29 protein-coding genes are annotated in these 26,948 nt (G+C 68.8%); 14 read left to right on the top strand and 15 right to left on the bottom strand.

Annotated elements, in window-relative coordinates:
* Nucleotides 1-41 precede the first annotated feature (41 nt).
* The 4 genes from IB236_RS04415 to IB236_RS04430 all read left to right on the top strand — a co-directional run bounded on the left by IB236_RS04415 (nucleotide 42) and on the right by IB236_RS04430 (nucleotide 3,773).
* A complete protein-coding gene (locus IB236_RS04415; RefSeq protein WP_192419098.1) occupies nucleotides 42-392 on the top strand; it encodes a protocatechuate 4,5-dioxygenase subunit alpha in 351 nt (116 codons plus the stop codon).
* Between the two features lie 119 nt (nucleotides 393-511).
* Entirely contained in the window at nucleotides 512-1,357 is an 846-nt protein-coding gene (locus tag IB236_RS04420) for a class III extradiol dioxygenase family protein (RefSeq protein WP_192419100.1), read from the top strand.
* 136 nt (nucleotides 1,358-1,493) lie between these two features.
* Nucleotides 1,494-2,768, top strand: coding sequence for a putative DNA modification/repair radical SAM protein (locus IB236_RS04425; protein ID WP_056742956.1), 1,275 nt, complete (start codon nucleotides 1,494-1,496; stop codon nucleotides 2,766-2,768).
* Nucleotides 2,769-2,783: 15 nt separating this feature from the next.
* Nucleotides 2,784-3,773 carry a TIGR03915 family putative DNA repair protein gene (locus tag IB236_RS04430; protein WP_225580973.1) on the top strand — a complete coding sequence of 330 codons (990 nt, stop codon included), beginning with the start codon at nucleotides 2,784-2,786 and terminating at the stop codon, nucleotides 3,771-3,773.
* Here the strand turns inward: IB236_RS04430 and IB236_RS04435 are convergent.
* Both IB236_RS04435 and IB236_RS04440 read right to left on the bottom strand, forming a co-directional pair.
* Nucleotides 3,667-4,668 (bottom strand): pyridoxamine 5'-phosphate oxidase family protein, encoded by a 1,002-nt coding sequence (locus IB236_RS04435; protein WP_192419102.1) that lies wholly within the window; start codon nucleotides 4,666-4,668, stop codon nucleotides 3,667-3,669. The genes IB236_RS04430 and IB236_RS04435 overlap by 107 nt on opposite strands.
* Nucleotides 4,665-5,306 carry a glutathione S-transferase family protein gene (locus IB236_RS04440; protein ID WP_056742952.1) on the bottom strand — a complete coding sequence of 214 codons (642 nt, stop codon included), beginning with the start codon at nucleotides 5,304-5,306 and terminating at the stop codon, nucleotides 4,665-4,667. The genes IB236_RS04435 and IB236_RS04440 overlap by 4 nt, the downstream gene beginning before the upstream one ends.
* Before the next feature lie 117 nt (nucleotides 5,307-5,423).
* Here IB236_RS04440 and IB236_RS04445 point away from each other — a divergent pair, with 117 nt between their 5' ends.
* Both IB236_RS04445 and IB236_RS04450 read left to right on the top strand, forming a co-directional pair.
* Nucleotides 5,424-6,362, top strand: coding sequence for a LysR family transcriptional regulator (locus tag IB236_RS04445; RefSeq protein WP_056742950.1), 939 nt, complete (start codon nucleotides 5,424-5,426; stop codon nucleotides 6,360-6,362).
* 85 nt (nucleotides 6,363-6,447) lie between these two features.
* Nucleotides 6,448-6,774, top strand: a complete 327-nt coding sequence (locus IB236_RS04450; protein ID WP_056742947.1) for a hypothetical protein — start codon at nucleotides 6,448-6,450, stop codon at nucleotides 6,772-6,774.
* A 140-nt stretch (nucleotides 6,775-6,914) separates the two neighbouring features.
* Here IB236_RS04450 and IB236_RS04455 read toward each other — a convergent pair whose 3' ends face one another.
* The 7 genes from IB236_RS04455 to IB236_RS04485 form a co-directional block, all read right to left on the bottom strand.
* Complete coding sequence (locus IB236_RS04455) at nucleotides 6,915-7,295, bottom strand: hypothetical protein (RefSeq protein WP_156400932.1); 381 nt, start codon at nucleotides 7,293-7,295, stop codon at nucleotides 6,915-6,917.
* A complete protein-coding gene (locus IB236_RS04460) occupies nucleotides 7,279-7,755 on the bottom strand; it encodes a peptidylprolyl isomerase (RefSeq protein ID WP_056742942.1) in 477 nt (158 codons plus the stop codon). Before IB236_RS04460 ends, IB236_RS04455 begins: the two co-directional genes overlap by 17 nt.
* A 161-nt stretch (nucleotides 7,756-7,916) precedes the next feature.
* Nucleotides 7,917-8,996 (bottom strand): pirin family protein, encoded by a 1,080-nt coding sequence (locus tag IB236_RS04465; RefSeq protein WP_192419104.1) that lies wholly within the window; start codon nucleotides 8,994-8,996, stop codon nucleotides 7,917-7,919.
* 226 nt (nucleotides 8,997-9,222) lie between these two features.
* Nucleotides 9,223-10,668, bottom strand: coding sequence for an MFS transporter (locus IB236_RS04470; RefSeq protein ID WP_192419106.1), 1,446 nt, complete (start codon nucleotides 10,666-10,668; stop codon nucleotides 9,223-9,225).
* Between the two features lie 149 nt (nucleotides 10,669-10,817).
* On the bottom strand, nucleotides 10,818-11,306 hold the full coding sequence (locus tag IB236_RS04475; protein ID WP_192419108.1) for a DUF1579 domain-containing protein: 489 nt from the start codon (nucleotides 11,304-11,306) through the stop codon (nucleotides 10,818-10,820).
* A 33-nt stretch (nucleotides 11,307-11,339) separates the two neighbouring features.
* Nucleotides 11,340-11,999: a glutathione S-transferase family protein gene (locus IB236_RS04480; RefSeq protein ID WP_121943837.1), complete on the bottom strand. Its 660-nt coding sequence runs from the start codon at nucleotides 11,997-11,999 to the stop codon at nucleotides 11,340-11,342.
* A gap of 44 nt (nucleotides 12,000-12,043) precedes the next feature.
* Nucleotides 12,044-12,472: a VOC family protein gene (locus IB236_RS04485; RefSeq protein WP_099731825.1), complete on the bottom strand. Its 429-nt coding sequence runs from the start codon at nucleotides 12,470-12,472 to the stop codon at nucleotides 12,044-12,046.
* Between the two features lie 112 nt (nucleotides 12,473-12,584).
* Here IB236_RS04485 and IB236_RS04490 point away from each other — a divergent pair, with 112 nt between their 5' ends.
* Nucleotides 12,585-13,250: a TetR/AcrR family transcriptional regulator gene (locus IB236_RS04490; protein ID WP_056742934.1), complete on the top strand. Its 666-nt coding sequence runs from the start codon at nucleotides 12,585-12,587 to the stop codon at nucleotides 13,248-13,250.
* 127 nt (nucleotides 13,251-13,377) lie between these two features.
* On the opposite strand, the gene IB236_RS04495 is transcribed toward IB236_RS04490, so the two are convergent.
* On the bottom strand, nucleotides 13,378-14,364 hold the full coding sequence (locus tag IB236_RS04495; protein WP_192419110.1) for a YafY family protein: 987 nt from the start codon (nucleotides 14,362-14,364) through the stop codon (nucleotides 13,378-13,380).
* A gap of 136 nt (nucleotides 14,365-14,500) precedes the next feature.
* Here IB236_RS04495 and IB236_RS04500 point away from each other — a divergent pair, with 136 nt between their 5' ends.
* Nucleotides 14,501-15,229 carry an NIPSNAP family protein gene (locus tag IB236_RS04500; protein ID WP_192419112.1) on the top strand — a complete coding sequence of 243 codons (729 nt, stop codon included), beginning with the start codon at nucleotides 14,501-14,503 and terminating at the stop codon, nucleotides 15,227-15,229.
* A 51-nt stretch (nucleotides 15,230-15,280) separates the two neighbouring features.
* Nucleotides 15,281-15,817, top strand: a complete 537-nt coding sequence (locus IB236_RS04505; protein ID WP_192419114.1) for a hypothetical protein — start codon at nucleotides 15,281-15,283, stop codon at nucleotides 15,815-15,817.
* Nucleotides 15,818-15,916: 99 nt separating this feature from the next.
* Here the strand turns inward: IB236_RS04505 and IB236_RS04510 are convergent, their stop codons facing one another.
* Nucleotides 15,917-16,828: an oxidoreductase gene (locus tag IB236_RS04510; RefSeq protein ID WP_192419116.1), complete on the bottom strand. Its 912-nt coding sequence runs from the start codon at nucleotides 16,826-16,828 to the stop codon at nucleotides 15,917-15,919.
* A gap of 157 nt (nucleotides 16,829-16,985) precedes the next feature.
* Between IB236_RS04510 and IB236_RS04515 the strand changes: the two genes are divergently transcribed.
* Nucleotides 16,986-17,969, top strand: a complete 984-nt coding sequence (locus IB236_RS04515; protein ID WP_056068123.1) for a LysR family transcriptional regulator — start codon at nucleotides 16,986-16,988, stop codon at nucleotides 17,967-17,969.
* Between the two features lie 178 nt (nucleotides 17,970-18,147).
* Here the strand turns inward: IB236_RS04515 and IB236_RS04520 are convergent, their stop codons facing one another.
* Complete coding sequence (locus IB236_RS04520) at nucleotides 18,148-18,945, bottom strand: SDR family oxidoreductase (RefSeq protein WP_056067920.1); 798 nt, start codon at nucleotides 18,943-18,945, stop codon at nucleotides 18,148-18,150.
* 141 nt (nucleotides 18,946-19,086) lie between these two features.
* Here IB236_RS04520 and IB236_RS04525 point away from each other — a divergent pair, with 141 nt between their 5' ends.
* Entirely contained in the window at nucleotides 19,087-20,013 is a 927-nt protein-coding gene (locus tag IB236_RS04525; protein ID WP_056067918.1) for a LysR family transcriptional regulator, read from the top strand.
* A gap of 76 nt (nucleotides 20,014-20,089) precedes the next feature.
* Nucleotides 20,090-20,791, top strand: coding sequence for an aspartate/glutamate racemase family protein (locus tag IB236_RS04530; protein ID WP_056067916.1), 702 nt, complete (start codon nucleotides 20,090-20,092; stop codon nucleotides 20,789-20,791).
* Nucleotides 20,792-20,797: 6 nt separating this feature from the next.
* Here IB236_RS04530 and IB236_RS04535 read toward each other — a convergent pair whose 3' ends face one another.
* Nucleotides 20,798-21,778 (bottom strand): alpha/beta hydrolase, encoded by a 981-nt coding sequence (locus tag IB236_RS04535; protein WP_192419118.1) that lies wholly within the window; start codon nucleotides 21,776-21,778, stop codon nucleotides 20,798-20,800.
* Between the two features lie 36 nt (nucleotides 21,779-21,814).
* Nucleotides 21,815-22,387 carry a hypothetical protein gene (locus IB236_RS04540; protein WP_192419120.1) on the bottom strand — a complete coding sequence of 191 codons (573 nt, stop codon included), beginning with the start codon at nucleotides 22,385-22,387 and terminating at the stop codon, nucleotides 21,815-21,817.
* 257 nt (nucleotides 22,388-22,644) lie between these two features.
* Between IB236_RS04540 and ompR the strand changes: the two genes are divergently transcribed.
* Together ompR and IB236_RS04550 are read left to right on the top strand one after the other, a co-directional pair.
* Nucleotides 22,645-23,409, top strand: coding sequence for a two-component system response regulator OmpR (gene ompR / locus IB236_RS04545; RefSeq protein ID WP_192419127.1), 765 nt, complete (start codon nucleotides 22,645-22,647; stop codon nucleotides 23,407-23,409).
* On the top strand, nucleotides 23,406-24,794 hold the full coding sequence (locus tag IB236_RS04550; RefSeq protein ID WP_056742914.1) for an ATP-binding protein: 1,389 nt from the start codon (nucleotides 23,406-23,408) through the stop codon (nucleotides 24,792-24,794). The genes ompR and IB236_RS04550 overlap by 4 nt, the downstream gene beginning before the upstream one ends.
* 142 nt (nucleotides 24,795-24,936) lie before the next feature.
* On the opposite strand, the gene IB236_RS04555 is transcribed toward IB236_RS04550, so the two are convergent.
* On the bottom strand, nucleotides 24,937-26,895 hold the full coding sequence (locus tag IB236_RS04555; RefSeq protein ID WP_056742912.1) for a sigma-54-dependent Fis family transcriptional regulator: 1,959 nt from the start codon (nucleotides 26,893-26,895) through the stop codon (nucleotides 24,937-24,939).
* Between the last annotated feature and the right edge of the window lie 53 nt (nucleotides 26,896-26,948).

Consider the following 26,948-nt stretch of genomic DNA (forward strand, 5'->3'; position numbering starts at 1 on the left):
CGACACTGCGGGCTGACTTACATCAAGCCCCGGAGACTTCCATGCCTTCCCGCAACCCCCCGATCCCCGGCACCACGCCGTTCGACGGCGACCAGGCCCGCAAGGGCTATGCGCTGAACAAGATGTGCTTCTCGTTCAACAACGAGGCCAACCGCAAGGCCTTTGTGGCCGACGAAGAAGCGTACATGAAGCAATACGGCCTGAACGAGGAGCAGGCCGCCGCCATCCGCGCCAAGAACGTGCTGCAGCTGATCGCCGCAGGCGGCAACGCCTACTACCTGGCCAAGTTCGCGGGCATCTTCAAGCTGGACATGCAGGACATCGGCGCGCAGCAGACGGGCATGACCAAAGACGCATTCAAGGCCATGCTCGTGGCCGCAGGAAAAGACTAAGCCCCCACGCTCCCCACTGCGTGTGGTTCGCTGCCCCCCAGGGGGGCCTCAGGCGGCTTGGGGCGGCCCGGCGCCGCCTGAACAACACACGCCACAACAACCTTCATCAGGAAAACGAAATGGCACAACTCATCGGCGGCCTCGGCACTTCGCACATCCCGGCCATTGGCAACGCCATACACAAGGGCCTACAAAACGAGCCGTACTGGAAGCCGTTCTTCGACGGTTTTCCCCCCATCCGCCAATGGCTGGGCGAGAAGCAGCCGGACGTGGTGGTGATGTTCTACAACGACCACGGCCTGAACTTCTTTCTCGACAAGATGCCCACCTTTGCCGTGGGCGCAGCGGCGCAATACCACAACGCCGACGAAGGCTGGGGCATCCCCACGTTGCCGCCCTTCCCGGGCGAGGTGGACTTGTCGTGGCACCTCATCAACACGCTGATCGACCAGGAGTTTGACGTGACCACCTGCCAGGAGATGCTGGTGGACCACGCCTGCACGCTGCCGCTCAAGCTCTTCTGGCCCGAGGGCGATTGCCCCGTGACGGTGGTGCCAGTGTGTATCAACACCGTGCAGTTCCCGCTGCCATCGGCCAAGCGCTGCTACGCGCTGGGCAAAGCCGTGGGCCAGGCGATCCAGAGCTGGGACAGCAACAAGAAGGTGGCGGTGATCGCCTCGGGCGGCCTCAGCCACCAGCTCGACGGCGAGCGTGCGGGCTTTATCAACAAGGCGTTTGACCTGCAGTTCATCGAGAGCCTGACCAGCAACCCCGAATGGGCCACGCAGTTCAGCGTGCACGAGTTGGTGGAAAAAACCGGCACCCAGGGCGTGGAACTGCTGATGTGGCTGGCCATGCGCGGGGCGCTGTCCACCGCCAGCGCGGGGGTGCGGCGGGTGCACAGCAACTATCACATCCCCATTTCGAACACGGCCACGGCGGTGATGGCCCTCGAAACGGTGTAGTCCAGCAATTTTTAGATGATTTTGGCTGCAAGCGCATGATTTTCATGCGTTTGCAGCTATCAAATCAGGAGCACGTTGCCGCTATCGCTTGACCCCAGGCTGGCGTCAGACAATCAAAATACTGTAAATTCATCCAGTGAATTTACAGTCCAAACTCGCCATCCTGGCCGACGCCGCCAAGTACGACGCCTCGTGTGCATCGAGCGGTGCTGCGCCGCGCGACTCGGTGGGCGGGCGCGGCATGGGGTCCACCGAGGGCATGGGCATCTGCCACAGCTATGCGCCGGACGGGCGCTGCATCTCGCTGCTCAAGATTCTGCTCACCAACTTCTGCCAGTACGACTGCCTGTACTGCGTGAACCGTGTCACCAGCAACGTGTCCCGCGCGCGCTTCACGGTCGATGAGGTGGTGCGGCTCACGCTGGACTTCTACCGCCGCAATTGCATCGAGGGGCTGTTCCTGTCCAGCGGCATCATCCAGAGCCCCGACTACACCATGGAGCAGGTGGTGGAGGTGGCCCGCGTGCTGCGCGAGGAGCACGACTTTCGCGGCTACATCCACTTGAAAACCATTCCCGACGCATCGCCCGAGCTGATGCAGCGCGCTGGCCGCTATGCCGACCGCCTGTCCATCAACATCGAGCTGCCCACGGCCGAGGGCCTGAAGGCGCTGGCCCCTGAGAAAAACAGCGCCGCCATCGACCGGTCCATGGCCCGCATGGCCGTGCACATTGGCGAATCCCGCGCCGCGCGCAAGGAGCAGGCTGCACAGCCCATCGTGTCCATGCCGCAGTCGCGCACCACACGCCGCGCCAGCGTGCCGCACTTCGCGCCCGGCGGGCAGAGTACGCAGATGATCGTGGGGGCCGATACCACCAGCGACCGCACCATCCTCGCCACCAGCGCGCGGCTGTATGGCGCGCACCAGCTGCGGCGCGTGTACTACTCAGCCTTCAGCCCCATCCCCGACGCCGCCCACGCCCTGCCGCTGGCCGCGCCACCCACGGTGCGCGAGCACCGGCTGTACCAGGCCGACTGGCTGATGCGCTTTTATGGCTTCACCCACGACGAGATCGTGCCGACATCTCAGCAGGGCATGCTGGCGCTGGACATGGACCCCAAGCTGGCCTGGGCGCTGGCGCACCGCGAGCGCTTTCCGGTCAACCTCAACACTGCCCCGCGCGAACTGCTGCTGCGCGTGCCCGGGTTTGGTGTGCAGACGGTGGACCGCCTGCTGGCCGCGCGCCGCGTGCGCCGCCTGCGGCATGCGGACCTGGCGCGGCTGCATGTGCCGCTCAGGAAAGTGCTGCCCTTTGTGGAGGCGGCCGACTACCGCCCCGGCCGTGCGCTGGACGCTGCCGACCTCGCCGCGCAGTTGACGCCGCCGCCGGTGCAGCGCAGCCTGTTCTGAGCTGGAGAGGCCCGCATGCAGCGCCACACCATCACGCTGGACCACGCCACCGACTGGCCCGGTTTTCGCCAAGCGGCACGCGCCCTGGTGCAAGCCAACGTGCCTCCTCAGGCTGTGGACTGGCGCTGCCAGGCGGATGCCGCTGAAGACCTGTTCGCACCCGAGCCTGCAGCCAGCGACACCTGGCCCAGCGCAGCCCCCGATGCGCCGCCGCTGCGCGTACCGCCCGACTTTGTGCACCTGTGCGAGCAGCTCATCCTGCACCGCGACCCGGGCCGCTTTGCGCTGATGTACCGCCTGCTGTGGCGCATGGCGCAGGGCGGCCATGAAGCCGACAGCGCGCGGCACGACCCGCTGGACGCCGACCGCATGTTGGCCCACCACATGGTCCGCAGCGTGCGGCGGGACATCCACAAGATGCACGCCTTTGTGCGCTTCCGGCCCGTGGTGGAACCCGACGGACAGACTCTGCACATGGCCTGGTTCGAGCCCGACCACTACATCACCGTGGCCAACGCGGGCTTCTTCATCCGCCGCTTCACACAGATGCGCTGGGCCATCCTCACCCCCGACGCCAGCGTGCGCTGGGACGGCCAGCAGCTGCACACCGGCCCCGGCGCGCAGCGCAGCGACGCGCCACCACCCGACGCAGGCGAGGCGCTTTGGCTCACCTACTACCGCCACATCTTCAACCCCGCGCGGCACAAGCTCAACATGATAAAAAAGGAGATGCCTACGCGCTACTGGCACAACCTGCCCGAGGCCGCGCTCATCACCGAGCTGGCGCAGACAGCACACGAGCGCAGCGCCAAGATGGTGGAGGCCGAGGCCACCGTGCCGCGCAGGCGCATCGCGGGGACAACAACACCCCGTGCGCGGCCCGCTGGTGGTGCGCCACTCAGTCCAGCGCCGCCTCGCGCATCACCCGGAACTGAGGGGCCGACACCGGCGGTGTCCAGCGCCACGGCAGCACCTGCGGCCGCCACAGGGCGCGCAGCACCGTGAGGCGTAGCACACGCTGTGCACCGGGCCAGGCAGCACGCGCTGCGCGGTCCCACAGCACCTCGGCCTGTACGGCAATGTGCAGCAAACCGCCCTCTTCATAGTCCACCACCAGCAGGCCTGCCAGCGGGTGCAGCGCAAGGTTGCCCAGGGTGTTGAAGAACTGGTTGCCAGGGTAGTCCGGCAGGCTCAGCACCACGCCGGCCTCCGTGTGCGCCACCTGCACAAAGCCCGGCTCACCGCCCCGGTGCGATACATCCACGCCTTCGCTGTGCCCGGCACCAGGGCGTGGCGCCGAGGCACTGGCAATGAACAGGGTGTCGGCACGCTGCACGCGCGCGATGGCGTCGGCGTCCAGTCCGGCCCCCAGCCACTGCACCGGGCCCTGAGCGACCAGCGCAGCGCGCAGGCCTGGCTGCCGCGCCTGGATGTATTTGGGGCAGTTGCCAAAGCTCTGCACCACCTGCACGCCCAGGCCGGTATCGCCAAACGTTGCCACCCGCCCGTTCATGCGGTTGCGCCGCCGCGTGTGCGGCTCCAGCCCCAGCACGCCCACGGCCGCACCTGGCGCCAGGTGTGCGAGCACCGGGTCCTTGGAATCCGGCGCGGTCGCGATCTGCATGCGCTGCGCATCGGGGGTGTGCACAAACCCGGGCGGTCCGGCAAGCATCGTGGTCCACGGCTGGCCTTGTTCATCCAACGTCCCCAGCAGCAAGGTGGGCAGCTTTTCAAACAGCTCGCGGTGCTGGTCGGGCATGTGGTCGCGCAACACCATGGCACCCACGGCCGCCATGCGCTCGCGCACGCCCACGCGCGCCTGCAAGGCCTGCTCACCGGGGTGGAATGCCTCGGGCGGCACCGGCACCCCAACCGATGCAGCGGGCACGGTGGCTGTCATGCCGTCACCTGCTCGGCAGCGGGCAGCTGGTCGGCCAGCACCGGATAGCCCGGCAAGGCCTGCATGCGCGCCACCCAGGCCGCAATGCGCGGGTAGGCATCCAGCGGCAGCCCTGCCAGGTGGGCCTGCGAGGTGTAGCTGACCATGGCCACATCGGCCAGGCTGGGCGCTGAGCCCCCGAGCAACCAGGCCCGCCCCTGCAGTTCGTCCTCCATGAAGGCGAGCAGGCGCTTGCCGGTGGCCTGCGCCACCTCGTTCACGGCACGGCCCGTCAACGTCGCAAAGCGCGGCCCCCCAATGCCCGGCGCCAGAAAGCCCGCCGCCAGGCTGAACCAGCGCTGCAGCTGCGCCTGCCCCACGGCGTCTTGTGGCAGCCAGGCACTGCCGGGGGCGTAGCGCTGCACCAGATACACCAGGATGCCATTGCTGTCGCTCAGCACCTGGCCCGCGTCCACCAGCACGGGCACCTGGCCCAGCGGGTTGAGTGCCAGAAACTCCGCGCGCTGGTGTTCGCCGCGCAGCAGATTCACATCAATCAGTTCATAGGGCAAGCCGAGCAGGGACAGCATCAGCTCCACGCGATGGCAATGGCCCGAGATGGGCATACGGTACAGCTGGAGTGGGGTGGAGGGGAACATGGTGAAGCCTCGTCGGTGGGTGAGTGAAAAGATGCCTCGACGATATCTATTGCAAGCTGCGATGTGAATAGCCAATCGCCGCTTTTCATAATTGCGGCATCCGCAATAATGGGTTGCATGGACTATCTCGACACCCTGCGCTGTTTTTTGGCCGTAGCGGACGCTGGCGGCTTTGCCGTGGCGGGGCGGCGGCTGGGCTGCTCCGCCACGGCCGTCACGCGCGCCATTGCGGCGCTGGAGGCGCGGCTGGGTGTGCTGCTGTTCCAGCGCAGCACGCGCATGGTGCGGCTGACCGAGGCGGGCGAGCGCTTCTTGCACGACTGCCGCCCCCTCCTGAACGACCTGCACGAGGCCGAGCAGGCCGCCAGCGGTGCACAGGCCGAGGCCCAGGGGCTGCTGTCCATCACGGCACCGCAGATGTTCGGCATCCAGCACGTGGCGCCCATCGTGCAGGGCTTTTTGCAGGCCCAGCCGCGCGTGCAGGTGCGCACGCTGTTCGTCAACCGCCTGGTGCACTTGCTCGATGAAGGCATGGACGTGGCCATCCGCATCGCGCACCTGCCTGACTCCGGCCTCACTGCCGTGCAGGTGGGTGCGCTGCGCCGCCTGGTGGTGGCGTCTCCCGCCTACCTGGCGCAACACGGCAAGCCACGCCACCCGGCCGACCTGAGCAGCCACCGGGCCATCGGCTTCGCCTTTGACGCACGCACGCCAGCGCCCTGGAAGTTTCGCGATGGCGCCACCGGCCAGCCGCAATTCACCTGGATCAGCAACAGCAACGAGGTGGACATTGCCGCCGCAGAGGCAGGCATCGGCCTGACCCGCTGCCTCGCCTACCAGGCCGCAGCCAGCCTGCGCGCAGGGCGCTTGCGCATCGTGCTGGCCGACCACGAACTGCCACCCGTGCCCGTGCACATCGTGTACCCCGCAGGCCGGCGGGCCCCGGCGAAAGTGCGCGCCTTTGTGGAATGGGCACGCGAACGCTTGACCAAGGAGCCGGTGCTGAACGGGCGCGGTCTGGGGCGCGGTAACGCCTTGTTGCCAATGACTTCGTAACCTGTCATCGCAACGCCTCCGAGCGCCGTTGCATAGCTAAGTCCGACGCTGTGTCGGGCGGTTATCCGATCTGAAAGGATTTCTCATGAACAAGCTCCTCGCTGCCCTGCTCGCCGGTTTCTTTGTGACCGCATCGTTTGCCCAAGCCCCTGCGGCCCCCGCAACGCCAGCAACCCCCGCGAAGGCCGCGGCGCCTGCGACCCCTGCCACATCGGCCATGCCTGCCACCCCAGCGACTCCAGCCACGCCCGCCACACCAGCGGTCAAAGCCGAAGCCAAGCCCGCAGTAACGCCAACCGCCACCGCGTCTGCCCCTGCAGAAAAGAAGACAGAGAAGAAGGCGAAGGCCAAGAAGACCAAGGCAACGGCAGAGAAAAAAGCCGACGCTGCCAAGCCTGAAGCAGCCAAGTAATTCACAACGCTTCACCGAACAAAAAAGCCCGCAATGCGGGCTTTTTTGTTGGATAGTTTTGTTGATGAAGGATCCGTCGACACGCACCAAGCAGTGCAGGAGTCAAGCCCGGTGCATTGCCATTGCACTTTGCCTGCGCGTCACACAGGGCTGGTGAACCAGATCGCCGCCAATGTGATCGCCAGCACCACGCAGCTCACCAAGGCTGACGCGGTCCGGCCAGGTGCCTCGTCGAATTCAAAGTGCAGGATGGCAGACACCGTGTCGCCCACCGCGTCCGCCGCGCGCTCGCGAAAAACAACGCCCCATGCTGCAAAAGCACCGCCGGAGTACTGCACCCAATGACGCAGCACGGGGTCCATGCCGGGACCTGAGTAGTTCAACGAGTGCGCCACCCCATACAACCACCAGCCCGCGATACCAATGATCGAGCCAAAGAAGGCACCGATCAGCGCATATCCCAAGCGATCAAGAAGCCCGTGCAAGACTCGGCTCCGCCGACCATCAATGGTGATGGCCATGCGCACCATGCACATGGCGGTGCGCAACTTCTTCGGGGCTGGCGGCGCGCACTTCGGTGACCTTGCAGCTGAAGGTCAACGCCCGGCCTGCCAGCGGGTGGTTGCCGTCCAGGTGCACTTCGGGGCCCTTGATCTTGACCACGTTGAACACGGCGGGCTGGCCGTCGTTGCCCACGCCTTGCAGCTGGCCGCCGACCTTCACGCCGGGCGGGAACTCGCTTTTGGGAATGGTGCGCACCAGGCTTTCATCGCGCGCGCCGAAGGCGTCTTCCACCGCCAGCTGCAGTGTGGTGCTGAAGCCCACGGCCTGGCCATCGAGTGCGGCCTCGACCTTGGGGAAGATGTTTTCGTAGCCACCGTGCAGGTACGACAGGTGCCCCGCATCCAGCGGCTTGCCCTGGGGCGTGGTGACCTTGTAGGTGATGGTGACGGCGGAGTCTTTGGTGATGGTGGTGGCCATGGTGGTGCTTGCGCTTTCAGGCGGTGAAGAATCGGCGCGGGGCTGGCAGGGGTATACCACCAGCCGCCACGCGGGTCAGAACGAAACCCCGGATTGTCCACGAGGCGCCGGACGGCTGCCGCAGCGCCCCGTGAAAGCTTGGCAGGGCCTGGAGAACAACCCTATGCGCCCGACAGGGCCTCGGCCGGGCGCTCTTCCTCCGTCTGGCCCGGGTAGCGCGCAAAACGCCGCGCCTCGGTGCCGTGCACCGGGTCCTGGTCGGGCCAGGGCCAGCCGCCGAACTGGGTACGGCGGTAGTCGTTCATGGCCTGCATGATCTCGGCCTGTGTGTTCATCACAAACGGGCCGTACTGCGCCACGGGCTCGGCGATGGGCTGGCCCTGCAGCAGCAGGCATTCCAGCGGCGTGGCGCCGGTGTTGGTCAGCTGCCAGTCCTGCCCGGCCACCAGCTCCAGCGCGGCGTGCTGGCCCACGTCCTGCGGGCCCACGCGCAGGCTGTCGCCCACAAAGAAGTACAGCATGCGGCGCGCGCCCTGGCCGCGCGCGGCGGGCAGCGTCCACTGCGCGCCGGGGTCCATGCGCAGCGTCCAGATGGCCACATCGCCCTCGGGCTGCGAAGCCCAGGACTCGGGTGGCGGCGCCAGCGGCGCAGGCGCGCCGGGCAGGGCGCCCGCCACCACCGTCACCGTGGTGGCACGGCCTGCGTCGTCGTGGTGGACCAGGCGCGGAATGCGCTCGTTCCACAGCATGGTGAAGTGCGGCTCCACCATCTTGTTCTTCGCGGGCAGGTTCAGCCAGATCTGGAACAGCTCCAGTGGGTTGGGCTCGGTGGCGTTGAGCAGCGGGAACATCTCCGAATGCACGATGCCCTTGCCCGCCGTGACCCACTGCACATCGCCCCCGCCAAAACGCGCGGCGGCGCCCAGCGAGTCGGAATGGTCGATGAGGCCCTTGCGCACGAGGGTCACGGTTTCAAAGCCCCGGTGCGGGTGGCCCGGAAAGCCGGGCACGGTGTCGCCGTGGTACATGCTCCAGCCGTCCTTGCGGCTGAAGTCGCTGCCGATCTGGCGGCCCTCCAGCGACACGGCGGGCGCAAACGCGCCGTTGCCTGCGGGGTAGGCGTCGTCATGGTGGGCGCAGAACAGGAACGGGTCCATCGTGGGCCACAGCGGACCCAGCGCCTGGGCCTGCACGACGGGCAGGCTGGCGGCAGACGAAGACACGGTGGGGGAGGACGACATCAAGGACTCCTTGGGTTTGCGCCACCGGCTATCGGGCAGCACGCCTGCCAAAGATAAGGCCAGCGGCCGCTTTCAGAAGTGCGCTGGGTGGAACAGTGCGGTGCGGCATACAGGACAGTGCCGCACCGCAGGCGCACACAACTTCGCCACCATTTCAAGCCAAAATGACTGCATGCGCTATTGGAATATGCCCGATCAGCTATCAATTAAATAGCACCATATCTCCTCACACGGCACCCGCGTGGGAAGGCGCGGCGGCGGACGGCTGCGGTGCCGGGCGCAACACGAAACCCCCCAGCACGGCGGCCACCAGCGAGCACAAGGCCGACACCCAGAACGCCAGCTGGTAGCCCGCATTGAGCGCCTGCTGCACGCTGGCCCCGGCCTCGCGCAGGTGGTCGGTGCGCGCATCGGCCAGGCTGGCCAGGATGGCGAGGCCCAGCGCGCCGCCCATCATGAACGCGGTGTTGACCACCCCCGAGGCCAGCCCCGAGTCTTCGGGCTTCACATCGCCCATGGCGGCCAGCAGCAGCGGGTTGAGCGCAATGCCGGCGCCCACGCCCAGCAGCAGCATGCCGGGCAGCACGTGGACCACAAACCGCCCCTCGGTGGGCGCCAGCGCAAACAGGGCCAGACCCACCGCCGCCAGCAGCAGCCCCCAGCCCAGCGTGCGGCAAATGCCAAAACGCATCACCACCCAGGCCGACAGCCCCAGCGAGCAGCCCGCCATGATGAGGTTGGACGGCAGGAACGCCAGGCCCACCTGCATGGCGTCGTAGCCCAGCACCAGCTGCATGTACAGCGCCGACAGAAAGAACCACGCAAACATCGACGCCGCCCACAGCACGCCCACCACGTTGGAGATGGCCAGGTTGCGCAGCCGCAGCAGCGGCAGGGGCACCAGCGGCGCAGCCACATGCGACTCGATGAACAAAAACGCCGCCAGCAGTGCCACCGCCGCCCCCAGCAGCCCCAGCGACTGCAGCGAGGTCCACCCGGCCGCGTTGCCGTTGACGATGGCGTACACCGCGAGCATCAGCGACGCGGTGATGGTGACGGCGCCCGCCACGTCCAGCCGCTGCCCGTGGGCCTGCCCCTTGCCGCCCGGCAGCAGCGCCAGGCAGGCCAGGTAGATGGCCACGCCCACGGGGATGTTGACCAGAAAGATCCAGTGCCAGCTCAACGCGCTGGTGAGCACCCCGCCCAACAGCACCCCAATGCTGCCGCCCCCGGCACATACAAAGCCGTAGACACCCATGGCGCGCGCACGCTCGCCGGGCTCGGTGAACAGATTCATGATGAGCGACAACGCCACGGCCGACACCACCGCGCCGCCCACGCCCTGCACCGCGCGCGCCGCCACCAGCAGCCCCTGCGTATTGGCCAGCCCGCAGGCCAGCGATGCGATGGTGAACAGCGTGATGCCCGCCAGGAACAGCCGCCGGTGGCCGTACAGATCGCCCAGCCGCCCACCCAGCAGCAGGCAGCCGCCAAAGGTGAGCATGTAGGCGTTGACCACCCACACCAGCGAGGTTTCGGTAAAGCCCAGGTCGGCCTTGATGCTGGGCAGCGCGACATTCACGATGGTGGTGTCGAGCACGATCATCAGCTCGCCCAGGCACAGCAGGATGAGTGCGGGCCAGCGTGCGCGGCCTTCGATGCGGAGGGTCATGGGACGGTGGAAATCAAAAGAGATTGGCAGCGCAGTGTGTCACGCGCGTTGCACTTGCGACTGGCGGAGGGCCATGCCAGTGCGCCCGTGGAGCTGGCTTGGCCAGTCCACCGGGTGCGTCCCCCTCCAGGGGGAAGCCGCGCAGTGGCTCAGGGGGTTCGCGTGTACTTGGCTTGCATGAACTGCTTCCAGCTGCCGTCCGGCTGCTGGCCGAACGAGGTGAGCGTGCGCTCGTTGGCGCTGACCAGGGTGATCACGTCCCGGTAGCGCATGGTGGCGCCGTCGGCCTTGAAGCTGGGGCCTTCGGTCTCCAGCGTCAGCACCTTCTGGTCGGCATCCAGCGTGCCGCGGTACACCCACATATGCGTCATCATCGAGCCCACCCAGGTGCCGACAAACGCCTGCTGATCCGGGTCGTAGCCCAGCGTCATCAGCATGCGGGCCTCACCACCCCCGCCGGGCATGGAGCCCGCCCCTTCGCACAGCACCCACAGGCTGCCCAGCGCGCGCACTTGCTCGGTGCCCCGGCTTTGCGCGGGGGGCTGGTCCGGGCCCATGTCGGCCAGGGATTCGCAGGTCCAGTCGCCCAGCAGCTGCTGCAGCCAGCGGTGCATGGCGTGGGGTTCGGGATTCATCATCGGAGTCTCCTGATGCCGTGGTGCGGGCGCTGCTCAGTCGCGGTCGGGCGCACCGAGCGGAAAGTAATGGCGGTAGGGGCGCCCGCCTTCCACCGCGCGTGCAAACGAGGGGCGTGCCAGCAGCCGGGCACGGTAGGCGCGCAGCTGCGGGTAGGTGGCCGCGATGGGGTGCGTCCAGTCGGCATAGAACAGCGAGGGCGCCGCAGCGCAGTCGGCCAGCGAGAATGGCTCGCCCGCCGCCCAGGTGCGCCCTGCCCACATGCCCTCCAGCCAGGCGTAGGCTTTCTCCAGCTTCTCCGCAGCCCAGGCCACGCCTTCTGCCTTGCGCTCGGCGTTGCCGGTCAGCGCGGCATTCACCGCGTGCTGCACCGGGGCCATCACGTGCAGGTCAAAGAAGCGGTCCATGAACCGCACGTCCAGTGCCGCCCGGGGGTCGGCGGGAATCAGCGGCACAGGCCCCGGGTGCGCGAGCTGCAGGTGCTCGATCACGATGCTGCTTTCCACCACCGTGTGGTCACCGTCCACCAGCACCGGAAACTTCGCCAGCGGCCAGTGGCGCAACCAGTCGGCGGAATGGCTGACGGGCTCTGCGGGGTCAAGATTGAGCAGTTCGAACGGTGTCCCGTTCTCGTACAGTGCGATCAGCACCTTCTGGGTGTAGGACGAAAAAGGGTGGCCATAGAGAGCGAGCATGCGGGTTCCTGTGGGGGAGTCGGTGGTAGTGATGGCGGTTGCACTCATTCGGGGGCCACCACCATCCAGGGCACGCCAAAGCGGTCGGCCACCATGCCAAACGCCTGCGAGAAAAAGGTCTTGGTGAGCGGCATCTGCACCTTGCCGCCATCGGCCAGCGCATCGAAATAGCGCTTGGCATCGGCCGCATTGGCGGGGCTCAGCGCCAGCGAGATGCCCTGGAAGCTGGCGTGGCCCGAGCCCATGCCGTCCGACGCCATGATCTGCGTGTCGCCCACGGTGAACGAGGCGTGCATGACCATCTCGGGCGTGGGGCCCGGGCCGCTGCCATCGGCGCAGCCCTCGCCGGCGGCGGGCTCGGGGTTGTCCTTGTAGCGCATGAGCATGGTGACTTGGGCGCCCAAAGCGTGGCGGTAAAACTCCAGCGCTTCATCGCAGCGGCCTTCGAACATCAGGTAGGGCTCGACTTTCATGGGGGTCTCCTGGGGAACATGGACGGGGCAGGAAGGGTTTCGGCGTGCAATTGTGAACACCGTCCACAAACAATAGCAAAGATAATGGACAGTGTCCACATCCCAACGATCCATGACCGTAAGCACCCGCAACAAAGCTGCCCCCTCCAGCGCACCCGCCGCACGCGCCACCTACCGCCACGGGGATCTGCACCGTGCGCTGCTGGACGCGGGCATCGAACTGGCGCGCCAGGGCGGGCCGGATGCGGTGGTGCTGCGCGAGGCCACACGCCGCGCGGGTGTGGCGCCCAATGCGGCCTACCGCCATTTCGCCAACCGCGACGACCTGCTGGGCGCCGTGCGCGCCGCTGCCGTGGCCGCCGCCGCGCGGTCCATGGAGGCCGAGCTGGCCCTTGTGCCCACCACCGGCACGCCCACCGAGCAGGCCCACGCCAAGGTGCGCGCCGTGGGCGCCGGCTACCTGCGGTTTGCGCACACCGAGACGGGGCTCTTTCGCACCGCCTTCGGTGGCCGCTTCACGGTGCAACAAACCCCCGACCCCGCCATGGGCGGTGCCACGGGGCTCAACCCCTTCCAGCACCTGAGCGCCGCACTGGACGACCTGGTGGCCGCGGGCGCCCTGCCGCCCGGGCGCCGCCCCGGGGCCGAATACCTGGCCTGGTCCACCGTGCATGGCATGGCGCTGCTGGCCATCGACGGGCCGCTGCGCGGCACGCCCCAACAGATGCTGGACCTGCTGGGCCAGCGGTTGCTGGACATGGTGGAACGGGGGCTGTGAGCGCACCGCGCACGCCGGGTCCACTCAAGAACTGCCTTGGTGCAGGCTTCGATGGTCCTATGGGCCGGTAGCGACCACAAACAATGCCCTTGCCGCTATCTAATTTGCAGCAGATATTTCCCATGCCTCATCCGGCGGCCAGCCCATACAGCCGCGCCGTGGCCTGCACCCGCGCCACCAGCGCGCGGCGCAATGCCACGGGCCGCAGCACTTCCACCTGCGGCGACAACCGCATCACCTGCCCGCAGGCATGCTCCACCGACTCGATGGGGATCGTCACGGCCGTGCGGCCGTCCTTGCGGCGGGACGGTGGAGCGGCAGCCACAGCACGCGCCACGGCGCTGCTGAGCGCGCGCAGACCGCGCAACCCTTCGGGCGTGGCCAGCAGTGCGGCCTCGCCCGTGTACAGGCCTGACTCAAAACGCCGGATCGACGCGGCCCAGTAGCCCGGCAGGTCAAAGCGTGCGGGGCGCCTGGCTGGTTGGTTCAGCGCTGTGGCCGCGAGGATGTTCGACACCCGGTAGGTGCGTGGCCCGCGCGTGTCGGCTCCCGTGGGTAAGGCCACCAGGTACCACACGCCCGCTTTCAGCACCAGGCCCAGCGGGCTCACCGTGCGCTCTGCCGTGCGCGCCCAGCCCTCATAGCGCAGGGTGATCTGGTGGCCGCTCCACACGGCGGCTGCCATCGTGGGCAAATGCGGCGTGGGGTCGCTCTCGCGGTACCAGTCCACGGGGTCCAGGTGCAGGCGTGTGCTCACGCGCTGCGCGTCGTCGCGCCAGGCGGCGGGCAGTGCGGCCAGCAGCTTCAGGCGCGCCCCCGCCACATCGCCGCCCAGGCCCAGGTCCTGCGCAGGGCCGGGCAGGCCGCTCAAGAAAACGGCCTGCGCCTCCGACGGCGTGAGGCCTGTGAGCGTGGTCTTCCAGCCCGGCAGCAGCGCAAAGCCACCGTGGCGCCCCCGCTCGGCATAGATGGGCACACCCGCAGCGCTGAGCTGGTCCACATCGCGGTATAGCGTGCGCACCGACACCTCCAGCGCCTCGGCCAGCGCCTGCGCGCTCATGCGGCCACGCGTCTCCAGCAGCATCTGGAGGGACAACAAACGGCTGGCGCGCATGGGTTTTGGCAGGGGTGGTGCAAAAAGACAGAACACCAAAGATAGCGCAAATACCTGCCATGGGTTGGCAGGTATTGGTGCGCACACTGCAGGCCTGTCTTGCCTTGTTGCCCCCCATACCTTTTCAGGAGCCCTCATGCCCACCACCGATCCCCACGCCATCGTTGAACTGCGCCAGTACACCCTGCACCCCCAACAGCGCGAGGTGCTCATCGACCTGTTCGACCGGGAGTTTGTGGAAACCCAGGAGGCGGTGGGCATGCGCGTGCTGGGCCAGTTCCGCGACCTGGACCGGCCCGACCAGTTCGTCTGGCTGCGCAGCTTTGCCGACATGCAGGCGCGCCACCGCGCGCTGGAGGGCTTCTATGGCGGCCCCGTGTGGGCGGCACACCGCAACGCCGCCAATGCGACCATGATCGATTCGGACAACGTGCACCTGCTCTGCCCCGCCTGGCCCGGCGCCACGGCGGCCCTGCCACACCATGCAAGGCCGCAGCCCGGCGCGCAGGGTGCCACCGCTGGCGTCCTGCAGGTCACCGTGTTGCCGTTGCGGGAACCCGCCACACCACCACTGCTGGACTTCTGCCGCCACCGCATGACGCCCACCCTGCAGCGCGGTGGCGCGCGCCAGATCGCCTGGTTCTGCACCGAGCCCAGCCCCAACACTTTTGCCCGCCTGCCGGTGCGCGAAGGCGAACCCGTTCTGGTGGGCCTGGCCCTGTTTGGCGACGAGGCTGCGCTGACATCGTTTACCGACAGCGGGGCCTGGGCGCGTGACGTGGCGCCCGGTCTTGCGCCCTGGCTGGCGGCAGAGCCCGAGGTGCTCCGCCTGCAGCCCACCGCGCGCTCGGCGTTGCATGCGTGACGCACCCGCACACCTCTCCCCCTGATGCATCAACCACCACGGAGCCCCACCATGTCCACCCCAGCCCGCCTCACTCCCATCCCGTCGCCAACCGTGGCGCCCAGCGCTGCGCGCGACTTCGACTTTCTCATGGGCCCCTGGCGCATTCGCAACACGCGGCTGGTGCGCAGGCTCGCGGGCTGCCACGACTGGGAGGTGTTCGACGCCACGGGCACCGCACATCCATTGCCCGGTGGCATCGGCAACTTCGACGACTTCACGCCGCTGGCATGGAAGCCCGGCTACGTGGGTATGGCACTGCGTGTGTTCAACCCCATGACGCAGCGCTGGAGCATCTACTGGCTGGACAACCTCACGGGCGGCCTGGACCCGGCCAATGGCCTGCTGCTGCCGCCCGTGGTGGGTGGCTTCCAGGGCGGTGTGGGCCTGTTTGAAGGCGAGGAGCTGTTCGAGGGCCGCCCGGTGCGCGTGCGCTTCGAGTGGTCGCAGATGCACACCGGCGCCCCGCGCTGGCAGCAGGCGTTTTCGGACGATGGCGGCGCGACCTGGGAGGTGAACTGGGTGATGGAGTTTGCACGGCCTGTGTGAGCGTGGTCAGCCCCCAGCACCGGCCCAAAAATGGGAGACCCAACAGCCCCTGCCGCCTGATGGCAGGGTGCTGCCAGCTACCCCAAGAGGAGCAGGGACTCACGCCGCCTGAAGCGCGGCTTCCTGCACCGGGAAGTCTGTGGACGCCGCCACCGCACGCCACTGCGCCGTCTCTTTTGCCACAAAGGCATGTTTGTCGGCGATGGTTTGGAGCGTGTCCGTGCCCAGCGGCAGGCGCAGCGGCGGCGTGGGGCAGGCCACCAGCTGCATCACGGCCTGGGCCAGGCGCACCGGGTCGCCGGGCTGGTTCAGGTTGATGCGGCGGGCGGCCTCGCGCACGGCACCGACGCTCTCGGCGTAGTCGTCCAACACCCGGGGCGACACGGCCAGCGAGGCGCTGTCCAGAAACTCGGTGCGGAAGTACCCCGGCTCCACCACGGTGGCGTGGATGCCCAGCGGCGCCAGCTCGGCATGCAGCGCCTCGGTGATGCCCTCGACCGCAAACTTGGTGGAGCAGTACAGACCAAACCCGGCGGCCGACTGCACGCCGCCCAGCGAGGAGATGTTGACCACATGCCCGGCGCGGCGCGCGCGCATAGCGGGCAGCACGGCGCGGGTCACATGCAGCAGGCCGAACACGTTGGTGTCGTACAGGCGCCGCACCTCGTCGGCGGTGGCCTCTTCCACCGCGCCCAGCAGGCCGTAGCCTGCGTTGTTGACCAGCACGTCGATGCGGCCGAAGCGGTCGAGCGCCGCGCCTACGGCATGGCGGGCCTGGGCCTCGTCGGTCACGTCCAGCGCCAAAGGCAGCAGGGCATCGTGTGCGCCCAAGCGCTTTTCAACCGAGGCGGCATCGCGTGATGTGGCGACCACGGCATCGCCCTGGGCCAGCGCGGCCTCGGCAATGCGCGCGCCGATGCCACGCGAGGCGCCGGTGATCAGCCAGACGCGGGGGTACGAAGAACGGGGGGCGGTCGTGGCTGTGGTGGGGGTGGTGTGTGCGGCGTTCATGACAGGTCCTTGAGGTGGTGTTGAGCAATGGGCGGTGCCCATGGCGGTGGACTTTAGGCAAGCCATTGCCATGCGACTAGCCCATAATCTCTGGATTCGTTCGCAAGCAATACTTGCCAATCCACCACGCAGCCGCCCCGCACAATGCCTGTCCACCATGGCCATCAATGAACTGCGCGCCATCGCCAACTTCGTCAAGGCCGCCGAGCTGGGCAGCCTGCGCCAAGCGGCGGCAGCGCAGGGCATCACGCCACAGGCGTCCAGCCAGCTGCTGGTGCAGCTCGAATCGCACCTGGGCGTGCGACTGTTCCACCGCACCACGCGCAGCCTGAGCCTGACCGAAGAAGGGCGCCAGTTCCTGGCGTCGGCGCAGCCGGGCCTGGCCACGCTGCAGCACGCGGTGCAGGGCGCGCGGCGCGGGCGTGAGGCAATGGCAGGGCCGCTGCGCATCGTGGCGCCGCGCTCCATCCTGCTGGAGGTGATCTGGCCGGTGCTGCACGAGTTCTGCCGCCGCCACCCGCTGGTGGAGCCCGATGTGCAGCTGGACGACCGCATCGGCAACTGGGTGGAAGACCGCGTGGACGTGGGCTTCCGCTCGGGCTACCCGCCCGAGGGTGGCGTGGTGGCGCGGCGGCTGCTCACGCTGCAGCTCATCGTGTGCGCCGCGCCCGCCTACATCGCACGCCACGGTGCGCCGGCCAGCATCGACGACCTGGCGCAGCACCGCTGCAGCGGCTTTCGCCATGCGTCCACCGGCAAGCCCATGCCCTGGGAGTTCCAGGTGGGCGACGACATCGTGGCGCGCACCATCCACCCCACGTTCTGCACCAACGACATCGAGGTGGAGGCCCGTGCGGTGCTGGGCGGCCACGCGGTGGGCCAGCTGGTGGGCGTGACGGCCGCGCCGCTGGTGCGCAGCGGCCAGTTGGTGCCGCTGCTGCCCCAGCATGTGGCGCAGCACCTGGCGCTCTACGTGTACTACGGCAGCCGCACGGCGCTGCCAGCGCGCGTGCGGGCCTTCATCGACCTGGCGGTGGAGATGATGGCCAACAACCCCGCCTACCTGCTCACGCCCAAAGAGCTGACGACCCACGGCCCGGCTGTACAGAAAAAGCCCCGGGCGCGAAAGCCCACGCAGTGAGCGCCGTGCTGACAGCTCAGAAGGTGTGAACGGATCCGGCGTGTCCGAGCAGGCCGCTAAAACACGGCCGGTCTAGGCGCAAAGCACAGCCATAGCGCGGGCTATGGCGAGCATTTGCAACGACGAGCGGGCGTGTTTTGGCGGGATGAGCGGGCATGATGGGTTCGTTCACACCTTCTCAGGCCGCAAAGCCGCCGTCGATCAGCAAGCTCGCCCCCGTCACCATGCCCGATTCCGGCCCGGCCAGATAAGCCACCATGCCCGCGATCTCATCGGGGTGAGCATGGCGGCTCAGGGCCATCAGGCCGTGCATGTCGCCCGCCATGGGGCCGTCAGCGGGGTTCATGTCGGTGTTCACGGGGCCGGGCTGCACGTTGTTCACCGTGATGCCACGCGGGCCCAGGTCGCGCGCCAGGCCCTTGGTCAGGCCGACGATGGCGGCCTTGCTCATGCCGTACACGCTGAATCCGGCCCACGGCACGCGGTCGGAGTTGGTGCTGCCGATGGTGATCACGCGGCCATAGGCACCGCCCTGGCCCATGTGGCGCACGGCGGCCTGGGTGGCTACGAACACGGCGCGCACGTTGACGTTAAGCGTGTGGTCAAAGTCGGCCAGCGCAAAGCTGCCGAGCTCACCCGCGATGGCGACGCCCGCGTTGTTGACGAGGATGTCCAGGCGGCCCAGCTCGCGCGCGGCGCGGTCCACCGCCTGCGTGAGGGCGACGGCATCGGCGCTGTCGGCCTGCAGGGCCAGGGCCTTGCCGCCGCTCGCAGCAATGTCCGCCACCAGCGCCTGCGCAGGCGCTGTGGAGCTACTGTAGGTGAAGGCCACGGCCGCCCCGTCGCGCGCCAGACGCCGCACGATGGCCGCGCCAATGCCGCGCGCGCCGCCGGTGACGAGCGCGACCTTGCCCGCCAGCGGGCGGCCAGGCGATGAAGGGGCGGAGACCGGGGATGTTTCAGACACGGAAGACATGGTGTTGTTTCTCCAACGAGATGCATGCAGAAAATGGTTCGCAACCGAACCGGGAAGACCTGCAGTGTCAGAAAAACACTCATGCTCCGGTAGCCATGAATGGGCTGTATATCTTTCAACCCTTGGTTGAAAATACACCGCATGCAGCCCCTCAGCCACCTTGAATCCTTCGTACAGTCCGCCCAGGCGGGCAGCTTTTCGGCCGCTGCACGGCTCATGGGCCTGACGCCCGCCGCCGTGAGCAAGAACGTGGCGAGGCTGGAGGCCAGCCTGGGCGTGCGGCTGTTCCAGCGCAGCACGCGCAGCCTCACGCTGACCGAGGGCGGGCAGCGCCTCCTGGCGCAAGTGGGCCCGCCACTCACCGCCCTGGCCGATGCGGTGGACCACGCGGCCGAGGCCGAGCAGCAGCCAGCGGGCACGCTCAAGGTCAGCATGGGCCAGGCCTTTGGCCGCGCGTACCTGGTGCCGCTGCTCACCGAGTTCCTGCAGCGCTACCCGGCCATCCAGCCCGACTGGCGCTTTGAGAACCGGCAGGTGGACTTGATCGGCGAGGGCTTTGACGCCGGCATTGGCGGCGGCCTGAACCTGAACCCCGATATGGTGGCGCGCACGCTGGGTCCCATCCACCTGGTGGTTGTGGCCGCACCTGCACTGCTGCAGGGCCGTAAGCGGGCACCACGCCACCCGGCGGACCTGGCGCAGTGGGATGGCATTGCACGGCGCAACATCCGCACCGGGCGCATCAACCTCACCACGCTGCGCAACAAGGCGGGCGATGCCGCCCCCGTGGAGCTGCGCCCGCGCGTCGTGTTCGACGACCCCGAGGCCATGTGCCAGGCCGCGCTGATGGGCCTGGGCGTGGCCGTGCTGCCCATGCCGTTTGCGCAGCCCTGGCTGGCGCGGGGCGACCTGGTGCGGGTGCTGCCCGGCTGGTGGGCCGATGCAGGGCCGACCTCGCTGTACTACCCCAGCAAGAAGCTGCTGCCCGCCCGCACCCGGGTGTTTGTGGACTTTGTGCTGGAGCAGTTCAGCACGCGCGGATTTGCGCAAAGGGTGCGCGGGGACTGACGGGCACAGCGTTGGACCCGGGCCACGGCAGCGCGGTGGCAATAATGGGCCTTTGCAACCGCTCTGGACCACCGTCATGCCCCAACACATCGGCATCGTGGGCTGCTCCGCCGAAGGTGCCGCCCTGTGTTACCGCACCCTGTGCGCCGAAGGCGCCGCATTGCTGGGCCGCCCGCATGCGCACCCCGAAGTGACGCTGCACACGCCGTCGCTGGCCGACTATGTGGACTGCCTGGACCGGCATGACCTGCAAGGCGTGGCCGACCTGATGCTGGCCTCCGCCCACAAGCTGGCGCGTGCAGGCGCAGATTTTCTGATCTGCCCGGACAACACCATCCACCAGGCGATGGACCGGGTGCTGCCCCACTCGCCGCTGCCCTGGCTGCACATTGCCGAGGTGGTGGCGGCCGAGGCGGCAGCGCGCGGCCACCGGCGCCTGGCGCTCACCGGCACGCGCTGGCTGGTGGACAGCAACGTGTACCCCGACGCGCTGCAGGGCCGGGGCCTGCAATGGGTGCGCCCCACGGAGGCCGAGCGCAGCGAGATCAACCGCATCATCATGGACGAGCTCGTGCCCGGCGTCATTCGCCCCGAGGGCGTGGCCCTGTTCCAGCAGATCATCGCCCGCATGCAGCGCGAGGACGGCTGCGATGCCGTGGTGCTGGGCTGCACCGAGATCCCGCTGATCCTGAGCGACGCCAACTCCCCGCTGCCCACGCTGGACTCCACCCGCCTGCTGGCCCGTGCCGCGCTGCGGCGGGCCGTGCAAGCGGACTGAGCGCAACTACTTGAGCCGCTGCGCCACCACCGCATCCAGCGAGGCCATGAAGGTCTCCACGGCCCGCGTGTAGGCGCTCTCCAGGCCCAGCTGCGCGTTGATCTCGCCGTGGGTCAGCTCCTGCGGCAGCACCTCGGCACGGCCGCCCAGGTCGCGCACGCGGCGGGCCATGCCCTGGGCCTGCAGGCAGGGGTGGTCGGGGCGCTCGGTGGAACAGACCAACTGGAACGGCGGCACCGGCCCCGACAGCGCGTGGTACGGCGACACTGCGGCCCAGAACAACGGGTTGGCACCCATCACCTCGTCATAGAACGGGTAGTGCGGCGCGGTCATCACCACCGGCACATTGAGCGCCGCGCTGTCCAGCGACACCGTGCCCAGCCAGGGCCAGGCCCCCTCGCGCTGGGCCAGGGTGGGCGATGCATTGATGAGCGACACCAGGTGCGCGCCCGCTGAGTGCCCCATCAGGATGAACCGCGATGCATCGGCGCCCCAGCTGGCGGCGCGGCTTTGGGCGGCGGCCAGTGCCATGGCCACGTCCTGCGCCTCCTGCAGCACGTTCACGGCGGGGTACAGGCGGTAGTTCACCGAGATGAACACAAAGCCCTTGGGCACCCAGCGCGCCACCTTCTCCTGCACCACGCGGGACATGGCCTTGTCGCCCGTGCGCCAGGCGCCGCCATGCACCATGAAGATCACCGGCGCGCGCGTACCGCTGGCCACCGCAGCGCTGCTGGCGGCTCCGCCAGCGGCGAGCAGGTAGACATCCATGCGCTGCAGCGGGTCCGCACCATAGGGCACATCGGCCACGCGCTGCACACCGGCGGGCAAGGCCGCAGCGGTGTCGCGCACCTGCGCGAAAGGCCCCAGCCCCCGCAGCTGGGCGTGGGCGGGTGGGGTCAGCACAGCGGCGAGCGCACACAGCGCTGCGCCCAGGCCTGTGCGCAGGGAGGCGATCGCGGAGAGCGGGGTGGAAGGACGGAACATGCGGGATCTCCTGGCTCAAGGATGGAAGGTAATGGATCAGGGCCGCGCAGGGCAGGCCATCGGGGCGCCGCTGGCGTCAAAGCAGCTGGCGCTGCGGGTGCGGCCGGTGTCTGCGGTGTACGAGCTGCTGGTCTGCACGCTGTTGCCGGTGGCTGCGCTGGTGGCCGTGGTGGTGCGGCCCTGGGTCACGCTGCCGTCGGCGCTGCGCGTAGCGGCGCCCGTGCTCTGCAGCGTGCCCCGGTCGCCCTGAGCGGCCAAGGTGCTGCTGTGGCTGGCCATGCCATCGGCATTCCTTGCGCTCTGGCCCTGGCGCACCGCCATGGCGCCGTTGGGGCCCACCACGGCAGCGCCGCTGCGCACACTGCCGTGGCCCTGGCCGTCGGTGGACACGCTGCGGCCGCGCAGCACGCCCCCACCGCCCGGCGCTGCGCGGACCACGCCGGTGCGGGCGGTGGTGCTGCCGTCGGCGTTGTGCTCCACCGTGTGGCGGCTGCGTGCGTTGGCATCGTTCGCTGCCAGAAGCAACAGTGCAGCCACGGCCAAGGCGGCCAGCAGCATGGCGCGGTAAGTGGCAACGGGGGCAGTTGGTGTCGGGACGGAAGGGAACATGGCGGTCGGCTCCTTGCAACAGAACAGGGGGTACGAAGCAGCGGGGTGCTGCTCTGGCCTGAACTATGGCCACCAGGTATGAGCCAGTTGTGGCGCCCGATGCACGATGTATGACAAAGCATGACAAACCACCGGCGCGTGTCATGCGTTGTCATGCACCGGAGCACCTGCCCGCGCTGGCACCCCGTGTTTTCGGCCCTACCATTGGCACGCAGCCTTGGCTGCACCCACCCGCTGCCACACCCACACACCGCCCCATGACGGAAGCCTTGGCCAAGATCCTGGTCGCCGACGACGAACCCGACCTGCGTGCGCTGCTGCAGCGCTACCTGAGCGACCAGGGTTACAGCGTACGCACGGTCGATGGCGCGGGCCCGCTCGATGCGCTGCTGCAGCGCGAGCGCTTTGATGTGCTGGTGCTCGATGTGATGATGCCGGGCGAGGATGGCCTGTCGATCTGCCGCCGCCTGCGAGCGCAGGGCGAGACCATTCCCATCCTGATGCTCACGGCCAGGGGCGACCCCGTGGACCGCATCGTGGGCCTGGAGATGGGCGCCGACGACTACCTGCCCAAACCCTTCAACCCGCGCGAGCTGCTGGCCCGCATCCAGGCCATGGTGCGCCGCCAGCGCCTGCTGGGTGCACACACCGGGCCGCGCCAGACGGGCGGACGCATTGCGTTTGGCGCATTCACGCTGTGGCTGGACGAGCGCCGGCTGGAGCGCAACGGTGGCGAGGACGGCCAAGGTGCGCAAGACGTGCCCCTGACCACGGGCGAATTCGCGCTGCTGCAGGCGTTGGCACAGCAACCGCACCGGCCCCTGGGCCGCGACCGGCTCATCGCACTGGCCTATGGCCCCGACCACACGGCCACCGACCGCAGCATCGATGTGCAGGTGATGCGCCTGCGCAAACTCATCGAGGCCGACCCTGCCCAGCCGCGCCACATCCGCACCGTGTGGGGCGTGGGCTATGTGTTTGTGCCGGATGGCGCAGCGCCGGGCGGCGGAGGCAAGCCATGACGCCCTCCGCCACACCCCAAGCCACCGGGGGCTGGTGGCCGCGCAGTCTGCTCGGGCGCAACCTGCTGCTGATGGCGGTGCTCATCGTGCTGGGCCAGCTGGTGGCGGCCGTGCTGGTGCGGCAGATGATCTTTCAGCCCCGCGTGGCACAGGTGGCCGATGGCGTGGCGCGCAATGTGGGCGCGCTGCGCGCAGGGCTGCAGGCGCTGCCCCCGGCACAGCGGGCCGCATTTGTCGAAGCCTTCAACCAGCAGGCTGTGCGGTCGGCCCCGCCGGTGGCGGCGGAGAACGCTGCGCGGCGTGCGCTGCTGTCGCCCATGGAGCGGCAGTTTGTGCAGGCGGTGTCGCGCCGCCTGGGGGCGGACGATGCGGCAACGAACACTTCGCAACCCGTATGGCGCCGCGACAGCACGGGCGTGCTGGCCCTGCGTGTGGTGCACCAGGGGCCGGAGGGAGCGGAGACCTATTGGCTGAACCTGCCCAGCGTGTTCCCCACGCGCGAGTTCACCGGCGCCTGGCTGGCCGCCACGCTGGCCAGCATGCTGCTGGCGCTGCTGGGGGCCTGGTGGCTGCAGCGGCACATCAACCGCCCGCTGGCGCAGGTGGTGGCGGCGGCCCGGCAGCTGGCGCAGGGCCAGCCCCCAGCGCCGCTGCCCGAAGACGGACCCGAAGAAATCGCCACCGTGGGCCGCAGCTTCAACCACATGGCGCACAGCCTGGCCGCGGCCGAGCAGGAACGCGCGCTGATGCTGGCCGGGGTGTCGCACGACCTGCGCACCCCGCTGACCAAGCTGCGCCTGGGCGTGGAGATTGCCGGTGCACAGGTGGATGCGCCCCTGGCCGCGAGCATGGCGCGCAGCATCGACGAGATGGACGGGATCGTGGGCCAGTTCCTGCAGTTTGCGCGGGTCGGTTCCAACGCAGGCGAGGCCGAGGTGCCCACCCCGGCATCGCTCAACGACCTGGCCCAGGCCGTGGCCGAGGCGCAGGCCGATCATGGGCGCACCGTGCGGCTGGCGCTGGGCACGCTGCCCGACGTGCCGGTGCGCCCCCAGGCCCTGCGCCGCGCGCTGGACAACCTGGTGGAAAACGCCTGGCGCCACGGCACGCCGCCGGTGCTGCTGCGCACGGGGGCGGATGCCGACGGCGTGTGGCTGGAGGTGCAGGACCAGGGCCCCGGCATCGCACCGGCAGAGCTGGACCGCATCCGCCAGCCCTTTGCGCGCGGCGATGGCGCGGCACGCTCGGGCACGCCGGGCGCGGGGCTGGGCCTGGCCATCGTGGAACGCGTGGTGCGCAGCCACGGCGGGCGGCTGGAGCTGTTCAGCACGCCGGGCGCGGGGCTGCGCGCGCGGCTGGTGCTGCCACGGGGCGGGCAGGCCTGAGAGGTTGATGCCACCCGACGTGCCCTGCGCACGCCCTGGGCATGCTGCGCACTGAAAATTCAGCCAAAAGTGCCACAAGCGCTATTGCGATATGCCGCAACAGCTATCAAATGAATAGCAATTCAGTAAGTCCGGCAGACCCTCAGGCCACCGGCATCTTCAGTTTGCGGTACAGCGTCTGGCGGCTGATGCCCAGCTGGCGAGCGGCCTGCGACATGTTGCCGCGCGCAGCCTGCAGCGCCTGGTCGATGGCGGCCTGGGACAGCTGCTGCAGGCTCAGGCTGGCAGGCAAGCCGTCCACACCAGTGCCCGCTGCAGCATCGCTGCGCGGACCGGCGGGCACCGCCGTGAGGGCCTGCACCAGGTCGTCGGGCATGTGCTCCCAGCCCAGGGTGTCTTCGCCCTCGGCCAGCATGGCGCAGGCGGTGCGCAGCACATTGGCCAGCTGGCGCAGGTTGCCGGGCCAGGGGTAGGCGGCCAGGCGGGCCAGCAGGTCGGGCGCCACCTGCACCTCAAAACCCAGGCCCTGCTCGGTGGCCAGGTCGGCCAGCAGGCGCTGCAGCAGCGCCACAAAGTCGCTGCGCTCGCGCAGTGCGGGCAGCTGCACCGTGAGGCCGTTGATGCGGTAGTACAGGTCTTGCCGAAAGCGCCCCTGTTCCGCCGCCTGCATGAGCTGGTTGTGCGTGGCGCAGACCAGCGCAAAGTCCACCGGCACGGCCTTGCTGGCGCCCACGGGCGTCACGCTGCGCTCTTGCAGCACACGCAGCAGACGGGTCTGCAGGGCCAGCGGCATGTCGCCGATTTCGTCGAGAAACAGCGTGCCGCCATGGGCCTCACGCAGGCGGCCCAGGTGGCCCTCCTTGCGCGCGCCGGTGAAGGCACCGGCCACATGGCCGAAGAGTTCGGATTCGATCAGGTGCTCGGGGATGGCTGCGCAGTTGATGGCCACAAACGGCGCATCGCGGCGCGGGCCGCTGGCGTGCAGCGCGCGCGCAAACACCTCCTTGCCCACGCCCGACTCGCCCTGCACCAGCACCGCAATCGGTTTGCCCACCACGCGGCGGGCCTTGTCGGCGGCGGCGCGCCAGCGCGCGTCGCCGGTGTCCAGCTGGGCCAGGGCGTCTTGCTGGGGCGCAGCAGTCGCCGCAGCGGTGGGCCGTGTGGGGGTGGCGACCCAGGCGGCGTCCATCTGCACCTGGGCAAACAGCAAGGCGCCTTGCAGTGTGCGCAAAGCCTGCGGCTGTTGGGGGCGGCGCTTGTGGTGCGAGAGCAGGTCATCCAGCCGCACGTCCAGCACCCGCTCCAGCAAGGTGGCGCCCACGTCCCCCGCATGCAGGCCCAGCTGCGCCAGGGCCACGCGGTTGGCACCCACGATCCAGCCGTCGGCCGACACGGCCACGATGCCCTCGGCCACGCTGCCAATGCCCTCGGGCGCGCTGTGCAGGTGCAGCCGGATGTTGCGTTTGCAGGTGGCCGCCAGCAGGCGGTTTTCGATCATGCGGGCGGCCGTGCTCACCAGGCCCAGCGTGTGGGCGTGGCCGTGGCGGTAGTCGCCCGAGATGTCGAGGATGCCCAGCAACTCGCCCGCGGCCGACAGGATGGGCGAAGCCGCGCAGGTGAGAAAGTTGTTGCGCTCCAGAAAATGCTCGCCGCCGTGCACCTCCACCGCGCAGGCCTCGGCCAGCGCCGTGCCGATGGCATTGGTGCCCCGGTGGGCCTCGTGCCAGGAGGCACCGCTGGTCAGCGCCACGCGCTCGGCCTTGTCCACAAAGTACGGATCGCCCAGCGTGTGCATGAGCATGCCGCGCCGGTCGGCCAGCACCACCACGCTCTGGCTGTGGCGCACTTGCTCGAACAGGTATTCCATCACCGGCCGCGAATGCGCGAGCAGCTCGGGGTTGCTGGCCAGCACCTGGCGCAGCGTGCCGCTGCTGGGGTGGTCGATGGCCTGCGGCCGCCCGGTGGGCAGCAGGCCGGCCGCCATGCTGCGCGACCAGGAGCGCGCCAGGCGCTCGTCCACCAGGCCACTGGGGCACTGGCCAGAGTCCAGCAGGTGCTGGCGGGCCTGTCGCAGGGCGACGGGGGAAGTGTTGGGGCGCACGCTTTGTCTCCGTGCGGGCTCAGGGCGGCCCGCTTGTGGTGTGTGGGCCAGTA

Origin of the sequence: Acidovorax sp. ACV02, assembly GCF_014851475.1 — a bacterium.
In the GTDB taxonomy this organism is placed as follows: Bacteria; Pseudomonadota; Gammaproteobacteria; order Burkholderiales; family Burkholderiaceae_C; genus Acidovorax; species Acidovorax delafieldii.